General features: G+C 65.8%; 13 protein-coding genes and 6 tRNA genes. 3 read left to right on the top strand and 16 right to left on the bottom strand.

What is annotated here, in order from left to right; translation table 11 throughout:
* Window position 1: 1 nt before the first annotated feature.
* The 4 genes from moaB to moaC are packed head-to-tail and all read right to left on the bottom strand — an operon-like array spanning window position 2 to window position 1,728.
* A complete protein-coding gene (gene moaB, locus ASE30_RS10000; protein WP_057284156.1) occupies window positions 2-523 on the bottom strand; it encodes a molybdenum cofactor biosynthesis protein B in 522 nt (173 codons plus the stop codon).
* On the bottom strand, window positions 520-1,002 hold the full coding sequence (locus ASE30_RS09995) for a molybdenum cofactor biosynthesis protein MoaE (RefSeq protein ID WP_057284155.1): 483 nt from the start codon (window positions 1,000-1,002) through the stop codon (window positions 520-522). Before ASE30_RS09995 ends, moaB begins: the two co-directional genes overlap by 4 nt.
* Before the next feature lie 5 nt (window positions 1,003-1,007).
* Window positions 1,008-1,259, bottom strand: a complete 252-nt coding sequence (locus ASE30_RS09990) for a MoaD/ThiS family protein (protein WP_057284154.1) — start codon at window positions 1,257-1,259, stop codon at window positions 1,008-1,010.
* Window positions 1,240-1,728 (bottom strand): cyclic pyranopterin monophosphate synthase MoaC, encoded by a 489-nt coding sequence (gene moaC / locus ASE30_RS09985; protein ID WP_057284153.1) that lies wholly within the window; start codon window positions 1,726-1,728, stop codon window positions 1,240-1,242. Before moaC ends, ASE30_RS09990 begins: the two co-directional genes overlap by 20 nt.
* 170 nt (window positions 1,729-1,898) lie before the next feature.
* Between moaC and ASE30_RS09980 the strand changes: the two genes are divergently transcribed.
* Window positions 1,899-5,423, top strand: coding sequence for a DUF748 domain-containing protein (locus tag ASE30_RS09980; protein ID WP_057284152.1), 3,525 nt, complete (start codon window positions 1,899-1,901; stop codon window positions 5,421-5,423).
* A gap of 229 nt (window positions 5,424-5,652) precedes the next feature.
* Here ASE30_RS09980 and ASE30_RS09975 read toward each other — a convergent pair whose 3' ends face one another.
* On the bottom strand, window positions 5,653-6,078 hold the full coding sequence (locus ASE30_RS09975) for a hypothetical protein (protein WP_057284151.1): 426 nt from the start codon (window positions 6,076-6,078) through the stop codon (window positions 5,653-5,655).
* A 245-nt stretch (window positions 6,079-6,323) separates the two neighbouring features.
* On the opposite strand from ASE30_RS09975, the gene ASE30_RS09970 reads away from it, so the two are divergent.
* Both ASE30_RS09970 and ASE30_RS09965 read left to right on the top strand, forming a co-directional pair.
* Window positions 6,324-6,827, top strand: coding sequence for a peroxiredoxin (locus ASE30_RS09970; RefSeq protein WP_057284150.1), 504 nt, complete (start codon window positions 6,324-6,326; stop codon window positions 6,825-6,827).
* Between the two features lie 84 nt (window positions 6,828-6,911).
* A complete protein-coding gene (locus ASE30_RS09965) occupies window positions 6,912-8,318 on the top strand; it encodes an MFS transporter (RefSeq protein ID WP_057284149.1) in 1,407 nt (468 codons plus the stop codon).
* Window positions 8,319-8,328: 10 nt separating this feature from the next.
* On the opposite strand, the gene ASE30_RS09960 is transcribed toward ASE30_RS09965, so the two are convergent.
* From ASE30_RS09960 to ASE30_RS09910, 11 genes are all read right to left on the bottom strand, one after another.
* Entirely contained in the window at window positions 8,329-9,204 is an 876-nt protein-coding gene (locus ASE30_RS09960) for a DMT family transporter (RefSeq protein WP_057284317.1), read from the bottom strand.
* The gene (bioB, locus tag ASE30_RS09955; protein ID WP_057284148.1) at window positions 9,201-10,220 is read right to left on the bottom strand and encodes a biotin synthase BioB; all 1,020 of its coding nucleotides are present in this window, start codon (window positions 10,218-10,220) and stop codon (window positions 9,201-9,203) included. The genes ASE30_RS09960 and bioB overlap by 4 nt, the downstream gene beginning before the upstream one ends.
* 254 nt (window positions 10,221-10,474) lie before the next feature.
* Complete coding sequence (locus ASE30_RS09950; RefSeq protein ID WP_057284147.1) at window positions 10,475-11,992, bottom strand: helix-turn-helix transcriptional regulator; 1,518 nt, start codon at window positions 11,990-11,992, stop codon at window positions 10,475-10,477.
* Between the two features lie 238 nt (window positions 11,993-12,230).
* Window positions 12,231-12,307: transfer RNA gene (locus tag ASE30_RS09945), tRNA-Asp, on the bottom strand.
* A gap of 72 nt (window positions 12,308-12,379) precedes the next feature.
* A tRNA-Glu gene (locus tag ASE30_RS09940) sits at window positions 12,380-12,455 on the bottom strand.
* Window positions 12,456-12,488: 33 nt separating this feature from the next.
* Window positions 12,489-12,564, bottom strand: a tRNA-Ala gene (locus ASE30_RS09935).
* A gap of 105 nt (window positions 12,565-12,669) precedes the next feature.
* Window positions 12,670-12,746: transfer RNA gene (locus tag ASE30_RS09930), tRNA-Asp, on the bottom strand.
* An 84-nt stretch (window positions 12,747-12,830) separates the two neighbouring features.
* Window positions 12,831-12,906: transfer RNA gene (locus ASE30_RS09925), tRNA-Glu, on the bottom strand.
* Window positions 12,907-12,946: 40 nt separating this feature from the next.
* A tRNA-Ala gene (locus ASE30_RS09920) sits at window positions 12,947-13,022 on the bottom strand.
* A gap of 412 nt (window positions 13,023-13,434) precedes the next feature.
* Entirely contained in the window at window positions 13,435-15,063 is a 1,629-nt protein-coding gene (gene lnt / locus ASE30_RS09915; protein WP_057284146.1) for an apolipoprotein N-acyltransferase, read from the bottom strand.
* Window positions 15,060-15,947 carry an HlyC/CorC family transporter gene (locus ASE30_RS09910; RefSeq protein WP_057284145.1) on the bottom strand — a complete coding sequence of 296 codons (888 nt, stop codon included), beginning with the start codon at window positions 15,945-15,947 and terminating at the stop codon, window positions 15,060-15,062. The genes lnt and ASE30_RS09910 overlap by 4 nt, the downstream gene beginning before the upstream one ends.
* Between the last annotated feature and the right edge of the window lie 153 nt (window positions 15,948-16,100).

Below are 16,100 nucleotides of genomic sequence, written 5' to 3'. Positions count from 1 at the left end.
CTCAGTTTTCTTCTACGCGGGTTTTGAATTGCGCCGCGAAATTGCACGGGCCGTGGGTGCTGTCGAGCTGTTCGCGCAGGATCCGCGTCCACGCCGTCTCGCACGCGTTGTTGGAACCCGGCAGGCAGAAGATCAGCGTCTGGTTGGCCGAGCCGGCGAAGGCGCGCGACTGGACGGTGGAGCTGCCGATCTCGGTGTAGGAGATCTGGCGGAAGAGTTCGCCAAAGCCCGGGATCTCACGATCCAGCAGCGGCAGGATGGCTTCCGGCGTGTGATCGCGATGCGAGAAGCCCGTGCCGCCCGTCGTCAGGATGATCTGCACTTCGGGGTCGGCGATCCAGTCGCTGATGATGCGCCGGATCTGATAGATATCGTCGCGGACGATATCGCGCCGCGCGCATTGGTGGCCCGCCTGTGCGAGGCTGTGCGCAAGCAGATTGCCAGAGGTGTCGTCGCCCGCGCTGCGGGTGTCGCTGACCGTCAGTACGGCGCAGGCCAGCGAGACCTGGATTGCTTCGCTCATGGGTTCTCCTTTTTGTTGGCGGTGTCTTCATCCCAGGACTCGGTGCGGTCCTGGTCGGATTGGCGCTGTTCCACCCAGAAGCTGCTGCCGCCCGACAGGGTCTCGCGCTTCCAGAAGGGCGCGCGGGTCTTCAGCGCGTCGATGATGTATTCGCAGCCGCGGAAGGCGTCGCCGCGATGGGCGCTGGCCGCCGCCACGAAGACGATCTGCGCATTGCGCGAAAGCGCGCCCACCCGGTGCACGATGACCGTGCCGTCCAGGTTCCAGCGCGCGCGGGCCGTGGCCGCGATGTCTTCAAGTTCGCGTTCGCACATGCCCGGGTAGTGTTCAAGATAAAGCGTGTCGGTGGGCGTGTCGGGCGCATAGTCGCGCACATAGCCCACGAACGTGACGATGCCGCCTACCCCGGCGCCCGCGCTTGCGCGCAGCGCGGCCGTGAGCGCGGCGCCGTCGAAGTCGGCTTCCTGGACGCTGATCATGGCGTTCAACCTCCGGTGACGGGTTCGAACACCGCGACCTCGTCGCCCGCGCGGATCGGGGCCGACGGCTTGGAGTGGGTCTGGTTGATGGCCAGCTTCAGGCGCGCGGCGGGCTCGAGCTGGGGATAGCGTTCGCCCAGCGCGGCCAGCAGTTGCGCGCCGGTGGACTCGCCATCGACGGGCCAGGCTTCGGCGCGCTTGCCGACCAGTTCGGCCACGCGCGCGAAGTACAGAAGATTAATCGTTGCGCCATTCACCGCTTTTGCCTCCCGCCTTGTACTTAAGGCGAACTTGTTCGATCACGATGCCCTTGTCGGCAGCCTTGCACATATCGTAGATGGTCAACGCGGCGACGCTGCAAGCCATCATGGCCTCCATTTCCACGCCCGTCTTGTAGCTGGTGCGGCAGGTGGCCAGGACGTCGATGCGATGTTCGGCGTCGTCCAGCGAGAACTCGACGCCCACGAATGCCAGCGGCAGACTGTGGCACAGCGGGATCATGTCGGCGCATCGCTTGGCGGCCAGAATGGCGGCCACGCGGGCGGTGTTGAGCACTTCTCCCTTGCCCTGGCCCGGTTGGGTCAGGAGGCCGTAGGCCACGGCGTTCATGCGTACGCTGGCGGTCGCGATCGCCACGCGTTCGGTATCGGTCTTGGCGATGACGTCGACCATGCGGACCTGGCCGGCTTCATCCAGGTGACTCAAGGTGGGGGTGGACGTGGACATGGGAATCGGGATCAGGAATTGTTAATGTTTGAAAAGAGCGGCCCCGGCTGGCCGGGCGCGGCCCCTGTTACGCCTATGATAGACGAGCAGTGAAAGGGGGCGCGATAATCGCGCCTGTAGTCAGTGGAAGGACGGAAAAATGGCCTTCATCAGTTATCAGGAGACCCGCGATGCCCGTGCGCATGCCCAAGCTTCGGTTCACCCGGCGCGCCGGCAAGATTCTTCTGGGCATCCTCGCGTTCTTGCTGATACTGTGCGGCGTCGCCGCCTGGCAGGTCCCGAAAGTCCTGCATGACGTCCTGACCCAGGACGTCTCCAAAATGATCGGCCGCGACGTCTCCGTCGGCAAGATCACGTTCAATCCCTTCACGCTGACCGTCCGCGCGCGCGACCTGGCCGTGGCCCAGCCTGGCTCTCCGACGCCGCTGATGACGCTGGCGGAACTGGATGCCAGCGCGGCATGGACCTCGCTGTTCTGGTTCGCGCCCGTGGTCGATCGACTGACCCTGCGCCAGCCTAACATCGCCATCGTCCGCGAAGACGTCACGCGCTTCAATTTCTCTGATATTGAGCAACGCGTGGCCGAATTGACGGCCGCCAAACCCGAAGAACCGCCCAAGCCGGACGAAGGGCTGCCGCGCTTCTCGCTCAACAACATGGTGATCGACGGCGGCACCATTACGCTGGATGACAAGGTCACCGGCCGCAAACAGGTGGTCGATGAGCTGGGCGTGGGCGTGCCGTTCATCTCCACGTTCGGGTACGCCACCGATATCGACGTCCAGCCCCGCCTGCATCTGCGCATCAACGGCAGCCCCTTCGACCTGACCGGCGTGGCGCGTCCGTTCGACGTGGTGCCGTCGTCCACGCTGCGCGTGGCGTTCGATGGGCTGCAGCTTGAAAAATGGGCAGACGTCTGGCCCATGCCCCTGCCGTTCAAGGTCGAAAGCGCGCTGCTGGATTCCAACCTGCAGATCGTGTTCGAGCAGCCCAAGGACGCGCCGCCCAAGATCCGCGTCGTGGGCGATATGGGCCTGCGGCGGCTGGATCTGCGCGACGCCTCAGGCCAGAGCCTGGCCGCCTGGAGCGCGCTGACCGTCAGCCGCCTGGAATTGGAGCCCATCGCCCGTCAGGTCTATATCGGGGAAGTGGGCCTGTGGGCCCCGCAGATCCATGTGCGGCGCCACGCCAACGAACACCTGAACTGGCAGGACGTGGTTGCCGGCCTGAAGGCGCTGGGCGGCGTAGCGCCCACCGCCACGCCCCTGGCCGACAAAATGAGGAAGGCCAGCGGCATCCAGCCCGCCGCTCCCGCAGCGGCCGCAGCGGCGGCATCTCCGGCAGCCACGCCCGCGGCGGCGGCATCTTCGGCCGGCTCGCCCGCGGCGACGGCATCTCCGGCGGCCGTGCCTGCGGCAGCCCCCGCCGCGCCCGGCGAATGGAAGGTCACGCTGGACGCCTTCAACCTGCACGAAGGCGAGGTCTACGTCACGGACGCCATCAGCAAGCTGGACTACGCGATGACCGGCCTGGCCGCCACGGTCGAGGGCGTGGCGCTGCCGCAGACGCCCGACCAGCCCATCAACCTGTGGCTGACCATGGACAACAGCACCGACGGTGGCTGGCTGCGCGCCAAGGGGCCGCTGGTGATCAAACCGCTATCGCTCGAACTGGGTGTGCGGCTGGGCAACGTGGCCCTGGCGCCGCTGGCGCCGGCCGTGCGCAGCGCCGCGCCGATCAGCCTGCTGGACGGACGGCTGAGCGCAAGCGCGCAGGTCCATGTGCGGGAAAAAGGCGGCGCGGTCGATGCGTCCGCCACCGCCGTGCAGGCCGACCTGACGCAGTTCAAGGCGCGCGATGAATCCCTCAAGCCCGCGCTCGACATCGTCTTGCAGACCCTGCACCTCACCGCCGACCGCCTGGCCATGGGCCCCGGCCAAAGCAACTTCACGCTGGCCGCCGCCGGCATCCAGGGCAACGGCAAGCTCAACCTGCAGGGCGCATTCACCCCGCAGCCGCTCACCGTCAAGACCGCCGTGGACCTGTCCGGACTGAACGTCGCGCCGTTCGCGCCCTATGCCGCCTCCCGCCTGAACGCCACCGTGCGCGCCATCACGCTGGGCGCGAAGGGCAACGCCGAGTTCACCGCGGCCGCTGGCAACGCGCCCATGAAGGCGGGCTGGAAGGGCGGCGTTGAAATTACCGATCTCGACCTGCAGGACCGGGTCAACAAGGACGACTTCCTGAACTGGAAGCGGCTCGGTTTTTCCGGCATGGACATCTCGGTGGCGGGCGACAAGATCGGCGCCAGGCTGGGCGACATCGCCCTGGAAGACTTCTACGGCCGCATATTGCTCAACGCCCAGGGCCGGTTGAACGTCATGGACCTGGTGGCGGCGCCCGGACAGGCCGGCGGCTCCATCACCCAGGATACGCAGACGCCCGGGCGTGGCGCGCCGCCGCCCGCTCCGGCCGCCCCGGCCAGCCAGGGCAGCGGGGCAATGCCGGACATCTCGGTCAACAGCGTGACCCTCCACCGTGGCCGCATGACCTTCACCGACCGCTTCGTCAAGCCCAACTACGTAGCCGAACTCTCCAGCATCGAGGGCGGCATCACCGCGGTTTCGTCCACCAACCCCCAGCCCGCCAACGTCAAGGTCACCGGCCGCGTCTACACCACCGCGCCCCTGTCCATCAGCGGCATCGTGCAGCCCTTCGCCAAATTCCTGACGCTGGACCTTAAAGCCTCAGCCAAAGGCGTGGACCTGCCGCGCTTCAACACCTATTCCGCCAAATACGTGGGCTATCCCATCAAGCGCGGCAAGCTGTCGGTGGACCTGCAATACAAAATCAAGGACCGCGCCTTGCAGGCCTCCAACCACGTCGTGCTCAACCAGCTCACCTTCGGCGACAAGACCAACAGCCCCGACGCCACCAAGCTGCCCGTGCTGCTGGCAGTCGCCTTGCTCAAAGACTCGCGCGGCAACATCGATATCAACCTGCCGATCTCCGGCTCGCTCGACGATCCCGAATTTTCCGTCGGCGGCATCGTCGTGCGCGTCCTGATGAACCTGGTGGTCAAGGCCGTCACCTCGCCCTTCAGCCTGCTGGCTTCGGCCTTCGGGGGCGGCGAAGAACTGTCCTATGTGGAGTTCGCGCCCGGCAGCGCCGTGCTGACCGAAGACACGACGCAGCGCATCGATACCTTGATCAAGGCCCTGGCCGACCGCCCCGCGCTGAAGATGGATATCAGCGGCCGCGCCGACCCCAAGACCGACATCGAAGGCCTGCGCCAGGCCTGGGTGGACGGCAAGATCCGCGCCGCCAAGGCCGCCGCCGCCACGCCGCGCGGAAAGAAGCCCAATCCGGCCGGAATCGAGGTCACCGGCGCGGAACGCGCCAAATACCTCGAAGAGGTCTATGACGACACCGACATCAAGAACAAACCGCGCAATCTCATCGGGATGGCCAAATCCATCCCCGCCGCGCAAATGGAAGAAATGCTGCGCGGCGTAGCTCCGGTCGGCGAGGACCAGTTGCGCCAATTGGCGGATGCCCGCGCGCAGGCGGTCTATGAGAAGTTGCAAGCCCAGGAAGGACTCGCGGACCGTGTGTTCATCATCGCGCCGCAACTGGACGCCGACGGCATCAAGGACGAGGGACAGCCCTCACGCGTGGACTTCTCCCTGAAATAAACCCGGCAGGGGAAAGGAACACCGGCGGGCCCCCGGGCCCGTCTTATTCCAGGAACCCCGAAGACCGCCGTCACGCCGCGATTCCGTCACGCAAGCCCGAAGGGTCCCCATCCCGACCCAATCCCATCGCGTAAGCCCCCAAAGGCCGCCCGGGCGGCCGGCCGGGGGCCGGCGCGCCAGGCGTCTCAAGAACCCAAATTCAGCTCCCCAAATTCAGCACGCCGACACGCTACCGCGCCCTCTCCCCCGGCAGTCCATCACTAACCTCCGCCAACGCCCCCTTCATCTCCTCATACCCCATCACCCGCTCGTTCTGAAAACTCCCCAGCACCCCCCGGCACCCATCCACCCCCGACCGCTTCATCTCGTCCATCATCGTCTTCCCCTCCGCCAGCCCCTGCTGGTACAGCCCGTCGTACCCCTTCGCTGAAAATTCGTACTCCTGGGCGTACTGCAGCAGATTCTTGCGTGCGTTGGCCTGGTGCTGGGCCAGATCGGGTTCGGAAGCGCCGCAGGCGCGCGCGGCGCCATTGGATGCGCCCGAGGCCACGACGAAGGAATCGAATTGGGCCTGTTCCGCGGCATCCGGAGCCGCCCAGGCCGGGGCGGTGGCGGCCAGCGCCCAGGCCAGCCCGGTCAAGATGATCTTGCGCATCGAAAAGCCTCCCTGTGAAGCCCGCGGCCCGCTGCCGGGGGCAGCCGCGGCGGGCGATGGTTACCACGGAATTATGGCAAGCACCCGTTTCCGCCCCGTGTAGCGACAGTGTGTAGTCGTTTCAGACTGTTCATCTTTTTTTCCCAATCCGCCGAAGGCAGCAAGCCGGCCCCGCACGAACTATGATGGTGCCTGTGAGGCGCTCCCGCCTCAGTGCATTGCCCCCTATCCCTGGAGATCTACCCATGACGATCAAAGTCGGCGACCGCGTGCCCGATGGCACCCTGACCGAATTCATCGAAACCGAAACCGCCGGTTGCTCGCTCGGCCCCAACGCGTTCCAGGTCGCCGACCTGACACGCGGCAAGACCATCGCGCTGTTCGCCGTCCCGGGCGCCTTCACCCCCACCTGCTCCGCCAAGCACCTGCCGGGCTACGTCGAACAGGCCGCGGCGCTGAAGGCCAAGGGCATCGATGAAATCTGGTGCGTGTCCGTCAACGACGCCTTCGTCATGGGCGCCTGGGGCCGTGAACAGAAGACCGACGGCAAAGTCCGCATGCTGGCCGACGGCTCCGCGCTGTGGACCAAGGAACTCGGCCTGGAGCTGGACCTGATCGCCCGCGGCATGGGCGTTCGCTCGCAACGCTACTCGGCGCTCATCGTCGACGGCGTGGTCAAGCACCTGAACGTGGAAGCCGCCGGCAAGTTCGAAGTCAGCGACGCCGCCACGATGCTCTCGCAGGCCTGATCCCCGCAGTTACTGTTTTACCGCTCAACGCGCGGGCCGCCCCGGCGGCCCGCCGCGCTACCGCAAGCCGCGGTTGCCCACGCCATGCTCTCCACGATCTCATCCTTTTCGTCGCTCTATTTCGCGACCTTGCTGATGCTCATCGGCACAGGTCTGTTCAACACCTACATGGGCCTGAGGCTGACCGCGCAGTCTGTCAGCGAAGTGTGGATCGGCGCCCTGATCGCCGGCTACTACCTCGGCCTGGTGTGCGGCGCGCGGCTTGGGCACAAGCTCATCATCCGCGTCGGCCATATCCGCGCATTCGTCGCCTGCGCAGCCATCGCCACCAGCATGATCCTGGCGCAGACGCTGGTCGATTCCATGCCGATGTGGCTGGTGTTCCGCATCATCTCCGGCATCGTCATGGTGACGGAATTCATGGTCATCGAAAGCTGGCTGAACGAGCAGACCGAAAACCACCAGCGCGGCCGGGTGTTCTCCGTCTACATGGTCGTGTCCGGCCTGGGCACGGTGCTGGGGCAGCTCGCGCTGACCGCCTACGCCACGCTGGACCTGCGGCCCCTCACCCTGGTGGCCATGTGCCTCGTGCTGTGCCTTGTGCCGCTTGCCGTCACCGCCCGTTCGCACCCGCCCACGCCGCTGCCGGCGCCGCTCGACATCCGCTTCTTCATGCGCCGCGTGCCCCTGTCCATGACGGTGCTGTTCGTGGCGGGAAATCTGTCCGGCGCCTTCTATGGCCTGGCGGCCGTCTATGGCGCCAAGCATGGCCTGTCGACCTCGCAGGCCGCCATCTTCGTGGCCGCGGCGGTCACGGCCGGCCTGTTGTCCCAATGGCCCATGGGATGGCTGTCCGACCGCATCAACCGCGCCGGCCTGATCCGGTTCAACGCCTTGCTGCTGGTGGTGCTGCCGACGGTCATGTGGGGCTGGATCACGCTGCCCTATTGGGCGCTGGTCGCCATGTCCTGCGTCTTCGGCATATTGCAGTTCACGCTCTATCCGCTGGGCGCGGCATTCGCCAACGATCACGTTGAATCCGAGCGGCGCGTCAGCCTGTCGGCCGTGCTGCTCATGACCTACGGCGTGGGCGCCTGTATCGGCCCCATGGTCGCGGGGCTGATGATGTCCCTGGCCGGCCCCAGCATGTACTACGTCTTCATCTCGGCCTGCGCCGTGATCCTCGTCTGGCACGTCCGACCCACGCGCGTTACCGGCGCGCACCAGGTGGACGAAGCGCCGACACATTTCGTGCCCATGCCCGACACCCTGCAGAGTTCGCCCGCGTCGGCGGTGCTGGATCCCCGGGTGGATCCCGAGAACGACATCGCCATGGAAATGGTGCAGCCGGACGCGTCCACGGCGCCGGCGCCGCCTGAACCCGCGGCCGAGCCGGACCCCGCCCGCGCCGAGGCCGCGGTGCCCGACGGGGCGCAGCCCGGCTCCGGCGAATCCGAGGAACCCGAGCGCCAGGCCCGCACCGGCACCTGACGACGCGCGCCTACCAGGGCGCCATCAGCACGATGGACGACAGGGCCAGCGCGATGCCCGCAATGTTCAGGCGCGTGAGGGGCTCGCGAAAGGCCAGCGCGCCTACCAGCGTGCCCAGCGTGATGACGCCCATGTTCATCGACGCGAACACGAGCGCGGGGTGCTCGGGCAAGGACTGGTGCGCCCGGACATAGGTCAGGATGTTGCCGAAGTTGGCCAGCCCCAGCACCACGCCGGCCGCCAGATGCCGGGCCTGCCAGCGCACCCGGCGCCAGAGCAGATAGGCCAGCATCAATAGGCCGGACAGCACGAAGGCCAGCAGCAGCCCGCCCGCGAAAGCCGTGCCGGTGCGCGCCACCTGCTTGAACAAAATGTCGATCACGCCGTAGCCGGCCCATACGGCCAGCGGCCACACCCACATCGCCCGGCTGTCCTCGGGTCTACCGGCGCCAGACGCTTGCGCGCGCGGCGGCTGCCGAAGCAGGCAGAACAGCGCGCTGAACGCCAGCACGATCGCCGCCAGCTTGCGGCCGCCTACCGGTTCGCCGAACAGGACGAACGCGGCCAGCAGCGGAATGAAAAGAGACAGGCGCTGCGCGGCGTCGCTGCGCACGATGCCGGCGTGCCGCAGCGCCGCCGCCATCGCCAGGAAAACGCTGGGCAGCAGCACGCCCAGCGCCGCCAGCACCAGCCAAGGCGTCTGCGGCGCCAGCAGGCGCGCCGGATCGGGCCGCAGCACCGCCCAGCACAGCAGGGCGGCCACGGCGTAGTTCATGGCGATCGCCTGCCGCACATCCACCTGGTAGCGCCGCGCCAGCTTCAGCAGCACGGCCACGGTGACGCTGCAAAGGACGCTGGCGGACAGGTACAGCAGGCCGGGCGTCAACGGCACGGGGCGGTCTCGTGATGGACGTGCGGGGCCGCGTCGATCCGCATGCCCAGGCGTTCCAGCAGGCGCTGGTCGGCTTCCATCTGCGGATTCGCCGTTGTCAGCAGCGCATCGCCGTAGAACATGGAATTGGCGCCGGCCATGAAGCACAGCGCTTGCAGCGCGTCGTCCATGGCCTCGCGGCCGGCCGACAGGCGCACCGCCGCGCGCGGCATGGTGATGCGCGCGACAGCGATGGTGCGGACGAATTCGAACGGGTCCAGCGCCTCCACGCCCGACAGCGGCGTGCCTTCCACCTGCACCAGGTTGTTGATCGGCACGGACTCGGGATAGGGCTCCATGCTGGCCAGTTGCGCGATCAGCCCGGCGCGCTCGCGCCGCGATTCGCCCATGCCCACGATGCCGCCGCAGCACACGTTGATGCCGGCGTCCCGGACCCGCTCCAGCGTGTCCAGGCGGTCCTGGTAGGTGCGCGTGGAAATGATCTTGCCGTAGAACTCGGGCGAGGTGTCCAGGTTGTGGTTGTAGTAGTCCAGTCCGGCGTCCTTCAACTGCTCGGCCTGGCCTTCGCGCAGCATGCCGAGCGTCACGCAGGTTTCCAGGCCCAGCGCCTTCACCGCGCCCACCATCTCGGCCACCGCGTCCAGGTGGTGAGGCTTGGGGCTGCGCCACGCGGCGCCCATGCAGAAGCGCTGCGCGCCGCCCGCCTGGGCCGCGCGGGCAGCGGCGACCACTTCTTCCAGCGGCATCAGCTTGTCGGCGTCCAGGCCGGTGTCGTAGTGCGAGGACTGCGGGCAATAGGCGCAATCCTCGGGACAGCCACCCGTCTTGATCGACAGCAGGCTGGAAAGCTGGATGGCGTTCGGATCGAAGTGGGCGCGGTGGGTCTGCTGCGCGCGGTGCACCAGGTCCATGAAGGGCAGCGCATAGAGCGCCATGATGTCGGCGGTGCTCCAGGCGGGGGCGGGCATGCGCTTGGGCGCCGTCGGGACGGGGATGTAGGCGGTCTGCATGGATAGGCTCCTGTTCGATCTTGCGGGACTCGTGCCGCTTGGCCATCGGAGGCAAAGGGCAGGATCGGCGGATCGTAAGAACCTGTGCGGGGTTTAGGCAATGCGGGCAGAACGCGCTGCTTTAGAGGGGTGTTGCAACCGATTTGAATGAAAATGGCCGCTTTTGGGCGGCCGTGATCGTTAACGCGGCGTCATCGTCGGCGACGCGGGCGGGGCGGATATTTTGATTCAAATTGTAAATATGAGGCGGGTGATCAGGTCTTGGGCTGTTTGTCCCGGGCGCGGGCGTGTTCATGGCCCGTGATGCCACGGTCGCGCGCCCAGACGATGGCGGCGCTGCGGCGGTGGACGCCGATCTTGCTGTAGATCGTGGCCACGTGGTTGCGCACGGTGTTACGCGACAGCTTGAGCGTCTTGGCGATGCCGTCGTCGTCGTGGCCCTGGCACAGCAGGCCCAGTACCTCGCGTTCGCGTGAGGTGAGTTGCGCCAGTTCCGCGACATCGCGGGTGGCGGGGGCGGGCGCGCGTAGCTGCGCCAGCTTTTCTATGATGCCCCGGCTGAACCACGAGGTGTCCTGCATGACGGCTTCGATGGCCGTCAGCAGTTCGGTTTCCGAGCGCTTTCGTTCGGTGATGTCCTGCGCGACCAGCAGCACGCGCCGCTGGCCGCCGATCATGACGGGTTCGGCCGATACCAGGCAGTCGAGTTGCCCGCCGTCCTGCGCCGTCAGGGTGGCTTCGCGGTTGCGGGCGCTTTCGCCGCGTTTGAGGCTGGCGATCATGCCTTCGTAGGGCTGCAGGCCCAGTTCCGCAAGCTCCTGGTCCGCGCCGTCTTCAAGCTCGGCGCCGGTGACCGCCGCGAAGGCCTCGTTGATGTCCAGCACATTCAGCGTGACGCCATCGCATACGGCCATGGGCACGGGCGCCAGGCGGAAGGCCTTGGAGAAGCGTTCTTCGCTTTCCCGCAGCGCCATTTCGGTGCGCTTGCGAGCTTCCAGGTCGATGAACGTGAACAGCATGCAAGGTTCGTCATGCATGTCGATGGGCTGGCCGGCAACGATCACGAACTTGGCGCCGCCGTCGGCCAGCTTCACCAGGCCTTCACGCTGCACGATGGTTTCGCCTTCGTTGAGCTTGGCGACGGCCGCCTCCTTGTCCTCTCCTCCGTCCAGCACGTCCAGCTCGTAGGCGGACTTGCCCAGCACGGCGTCGCGGGTGTAGCCGGTCATTTCCAGGAAACCCTGGTTGACCTTCACATAGCGCAGATCGGACAGGCGGCAGATGAGCGCGGGTGCGGGATTGGCGGAAAAGGCGCGCTCGAAGCGCTCTTCGGCGTTGATCTGTCCGGTCTGGTCATGCAGGATCAGCACGCGGTAAGGGAGGCCGCCGCCATCGTCCAGGTCCAGGCCGCGCGCGAGCACATGGCGCAGGAATTCCTTGTCGTCCTTGCGGCCAAGATCGAGCAGCAGCTCTTCGAAGGTCTCGGCCGCCGCCAGGCGGTCCAGCGGATACTGGCGCGCGGGCACGCGATGGTGATTGCGGTACGTCAGTGTGTAGCGCTTGCGATAGCCGGCGGGTGTATCGCCCAGGTCGTCGAGTTCTTCGGCGCCGTGCAGGCTGAGCGCGCTGGTGTTGGCCCAGGCGATCGAGCCGTCTGCCTCGAGCAGGATGATGCCCTCGTTCAGGCCCTCGATGATGCGCTGCAGGTGCAGGCGTTGCGCGTGGGGTACGGCGGCGTCATTGGGGGTCACGTAGGCCTCTTTCTTTCGCATGGCGTGTACGCACAGGATGAAGGCGCGCAGCGCCTGTGTCCAGAGGCAAAACGGACGAGTCTGAGGGAAGGGGAGGTTGGTAGAGAACAAGAATACCGCAAGCGCGGCGGCACGCGCACAAATGCAAAAAAGCTCCGGAATCCGGAGCTTTCGATGTGTGGCGCAGAAGTCTGCTGATGAAGAGCGCAGCTTGAAAAGTGCAGATCAAGACGGCGACTGGCGCAGGGCACAAAGTGCTTGGCGGAGCGGACGGGGCTCGAACCCGCGACCCCCGGCGTGACAGGCCGGTATTCTAACCAACTGAACTACCGCTCCGCAGCGGCTTGATTGAACTTCATTACTACACTGCGGTGTCAAGGCAGCTTGGTGCTACATGCCAGATGAAGCTGGCGTCCCCTAGGGGATTCGAACCCCTGTACTCACCGTGAAAGGGTGATGTCCTAGGCCTCTAGACGAAGGGGACTTGAACGAACAACTTTACTACCGTACTGCGTACTGGTGGAGGTAAGCGGGATCGAACCGCTGACCTCTTGCATGCCATGCAAGCGCTCTCCCAGCTGAGCTATACCCCCAGGAAGTCCCGCTGCCCCAAACTTCAGACAACAAGGTCTCACACTCTATAAAAGCAAAAAGCCCCGAAAACGGAGCTCTTGAAAGACTCTGAGCGAGAGAGCTTTTGGCGGAGCGGACGGGGCTCGAACCCGCGACCCCCGGCGTGACAGGCCGGTATTCTAACCAACTGAACTACCGCTCCGCAGCGGCTTACTCAACTACTTTGTCACTTCAACTGCATCTATTTACTGCGCACTGCATTTACTTCCTACTGCTGCCAGCGAACTGGCGTCCCCTAGGGGATTCGAACCCCTGTACTCACCGTGAAAGGGTGATGTCCTAGGCCTCTAGACGAAGGGGACTCAGGACTGCATTACTGATACTGCGTTCTTCGCTGTTGACTGGTGGAGGTAAGCGGGATCGAACCGCTGACCTCTTGCATGCCATGCAAGCGCTCTCCCAGCTGAGCTATACCCCCGTTTCTCTAATCAACCCGTTCAACGTTTTACGAATTTGAACTCACGTTTTATGGTGCGTTTTTCGTAGTTCGTTGCCGGTTTTGTTTAGTGCCGTTGGCGAAGAAACGAGATTATGCACGAACTAAATAGGGTGTGCAAGTCGCTTCCCGGCAAAAAGCAAAAAAGACGCGAAAAAAGAGGGTTGGATGGCGTTTTTGAGTGGTTTTCGAGCGTGCCGCCGCGCTTGGAATCCTGTGCTGGTGGAGGTGGAATCCAACAAAATCAAAGGCTTGTGCGGACGCCATCGGGAACGGAAAAAAATTTATGCGCGCGCGGTCCCGGCATGTGGTTTTTTTCGTGTGTGAAACCTGATCGCGGACCTTGATCGCACCCGCCGATCCCGCGTCCAGCGGGATCAGCGAAACAGCCGAATCAGCGGCGGCGCGTCTTGCGGCCGCTGCCCACCGCCGCAATGAGCGCCAGTCCGATCAGGGCCAGGGCGGTCTTGTCGCCGAAGCGCGCATAGGGGGTCAACCCCGTCATGCCCTGCACCGACACTGGCAGCACGCCCGCCTGCAGAGGCGCCAGCTGAGCGGCCACGCGGCCCTTGGCATCGATGGCGGCGGTGATGCCGGTGTTGGTTGCCGTCAGCATGGGACGTGCGGTTTCGATGGTGCGCAGGCGGCCGATCTGCAAATGCTGGCGCAAGGCCCAGGTATCGCCGAACCAGCCCAGATTGCTGACGTTCACCAGGATGCTGGCGCCGGGTTCGCCGTTGGGGCCGGGTTGGAGCGCGGGCAGCAGGTCCGGGCCGAACAGATCCTCGTAGCAGATGTTGAACGCAATATGCTGGCCGCCCACGGCGAAGGGCGTCTGGCGCTCGGCGCCGCGGTCGAAGTCCCCCAGCGGGATGTTCAGCATGTTCACGAACCAGTGGAACCCGGGCGGCACATATTCGCCCCAAGGCACCAGATGGCGTTTGTCGTAGCGCATGGCGGGGTTGCCGGCCACGAGCTGTTCGACCGGTGTTCCGCCGTCGAACCCGATCACGCTGTTGGTGTAGCGGTCGCGGCCGTTCTGGCGGTCATGTAGCGGCACGCCCATTGCGATGACCGTATTGCGTTGCCCGGCCAGGTTGCGCCAGGTTTCCCAGATGCGCGGATCGAGCTGGTCCTGGAAGATGGGCAGCACCGTCTCGGGCAGGATCACCAGTTGCGGCGCGGGCACGCCGGGCGCTGGCGGCATGGCCGTCAAGTCCAGGTGCCGCGTCAGGCTTTGCTGGAGCAGCGTGGGGTCGAACTTTTGGGATTGGCCGATGTTGCCCTGGATCAGGCGCACGTTCAGCGGATCGCCGACAGGCTCGGACCAATCGATGCGGGACAGCGGCCAGCCCGCGGCCGCAAGCGCCACCGCGACGCCGGCGGCCAGCGCATGGCGCGAACCGGGACCGGTCTTTCTGGAGGGCTGCCATAGGCTGGCCATGGCGGCCGCCACGAACGCGGCCAGGAACGCCATGCCATGCACGCCCAGCAGCGGCGCCCAGCCGGCAATGGGGCTGTCCACCTGCGCGTAGCCGATGTTGAGCCAGGGGAAGCCCGTGAGCAGCACGGCGCGCAGCCATTCGAACGCGGCCCACATCGCGGCCCAGGCCAGCGTGGCGGACAGGATGCGAGAGGGCGGGGAGTCGGCGTCCAGGGGCGCATAGCGCCGCGCCAGCGCATTGGCGGTGGCGGGAAACAGGGCAAGAAAGGCCGATAGCGCCAGCACGGCGGCCACGGCCAGCGGCGCGGCCAGGTCGCCGTAGCGGTGCAGGCTGATGAAGATCCAGTACAGGCCCAGCGCATAGCTGGCGAAACCGAACAGCCAGCCGCGGATCCATGCCTGCCGGGCGCTGGGCGCATACAGGGTGACGCGGGCAAGAACGGCCAGCGCAAGGATCTGCACGGCCGCCAGCGCCCAACCCGGCAAGGGGCCGGGGGCAAAGGTCAGGGCATGGACGGCGCCCGCCAGCACCAGGCCGGCGGCGCCGCGCAGGAGTCGGCCTCGGGGCGTGAGGCTCATGCGTCGGCGGACGGAGCGGATTGGGTGGCCGCGTTGCGCTTGACGCGCAGCCAGATGGCGCGGCGGGCATCGCCGCGCGCCACTTCCAGACGCAAGCCTTCGAATTCGGCATGGTCGCCGCGGCGCGGGATGCGGCCGAGCTGACCGCCCAGCCATCCGCCGACGCTGTCGTATTCGTCGTCCGGCAGATGGCAGCCGAACACCTCGTTGAAGTGCGAGATATCGGTGGCCGCCAGGACGCGCCACTGGTTTTCGCCTTCGGGGAAGATGGAGTCTTCCTCGGTTTCGTCGAATTCGTCTTCGATGTCGCCGACGATCTGTTCCAGCACGTCTTCCATCGTGACCAGGCCGGAAATCCCGCCATGCTCGTCGATGACGATGGCCTGGTGGTTGCGGCTGGCGCGGAACTCATGCAGCAGCACGTTCAGGCGCTTGGATTCCGGGATGAACACGGCGGGGCGGACCAGCGTGCGCAGTTCGATGCCGGGTTCCAGCATGCAGCGCAGCAGATCCTTGGCCAGCAGGATGCCGATAATGTTGTCGCGGTCGCCTTCGTAGACGGGAAACCGCGAATGCGCGGTCTCGATCACCGAGGCCACCAGGTAGGGGATGGGCTGCGTGACATCCAGCAGGTCCATCCGCGAGCGGGGGACCATGATGTCGCCGACGGTGCCTTCGGACACGGCGAGCGCGCCCTTGATCATCTTGTAGGACTCCGCGTCGAGCAGCTTGCGTTCGTGCGCGGCTTCCAGAATGGCCTTGATGCCTTCGCGGTCCTCGGGCTCTCGGCGCACAAGGGAAAGCAGGCGGTCTAGAAGGGATTTGGTGGCGGGTTTGGCTGAGCGAGCAGGGGTCGCTTCGGGAGCAGGGTAAGGGTCAGACATCGTCCGGGAGGACAAGTTGTGGAGGGTCCAGCATAACCGAAACTGGCTTCCAATTTGTAACGCGCTTCCGGAAAATGGGTGCAACCGACGCGATCTGCGCCTTGCTGCACGCCATTTTCTGGCAATTTCTCAGGGTAGACCCGAGGGCGCGTT

It is taken from the genome of Achromobacter sp. Root83, from assembly GCF_001428845.1.
In the GTDB taxonomy this organism is placed as follows: Bacteria; Pseudomonadota; Gammaproteobacteria; order Burkholderiales; family Burkholderiaceae_B; genus Achromobacter.
The sequence above is the reverse complement of the archived record's forward strand: the minus strand, read 5'-3'. Positions and strand labels throughout refer to the sequence as shown.

Bases quoted from the DNA above. Each gene is read 5' to 3' on its own strand.
- ASE30_RS09980 (WP_057284152.1), top strand. From the start codon at position 1,899: ATGCCCGTGCGCATGCCCAAGCTTCGGTTCACCCGGCGCGCCGGCAAG.
- ASE30_RS09965 (WP_057284149.1), top strand. From the start codon at position 6,912: ATGCTCTCCACGATCTCATCCTTTTCGTCGCTCTATTTCGCGACCTTG.
- moaC (WP_057284153.1), bottom strand. From the start codon at position 1,728: ATGTCCACGTCCACCCCCACCTTGAGTCACCTGGATGAAGCCGGCCAG.
- ASE30_RS09950 (WP_057284147.1), bottom strand. From the start codon at position 11,992: ATGCGAAAGAAAGAGGCCTACGTGACCCCCAATGACGCCGCCGTACCC.
- ASE30_RS09910 (WP_057284145.1), bottom strand. From the start codon at position 15,947: ATGTCTGACCCTTACCCTGCTCCCGAAGCGACCCCTGCTCGCTCAGCC.
- moaB (WP_057284156.1), bottom strand. From the start codon at position 523: ATGAGCGAAGCAATCCAGGTCTCGCTGGCCTGCGCCGTACTGACGGTC.
- ASE30_RS09975 (WP_057284151.1), bottom strand. From the start codon at position 6,078: ATGCGCAAGATCATCTTGACCGGGCTGGCCTGGGCGCTGGCCGCCACC.
- lnt (WP_057284146.1), bottom strand. From the start codon at position 15,063: ATGAGCCTCACGCCCCGAGGCCGACTCCTGCGCGGCGCCGCCGGCCTG.
- bioB (WP_057284148.1), bottom strand. From the start codon at position 10,220: ATGCAGACCGCCTACATCCCCGTCCCGACGGCGCCCAAGCGCATGCCC.
- ASE30_RS09995 (WP_057284155.1), bottom strand. From the start codon at position 1,002: ATGATCAGCGTCCAGGAAGCCGACTTCGACGGCGCCGCGCTCACGGCC.
- ASE30_RS09970 (WP_057284150.1), top strand. From the start codon at position 6,324: ATGACGATCAAAGTCGGCGACCGCGTGCCCGATGGCACCCTGACCGAA.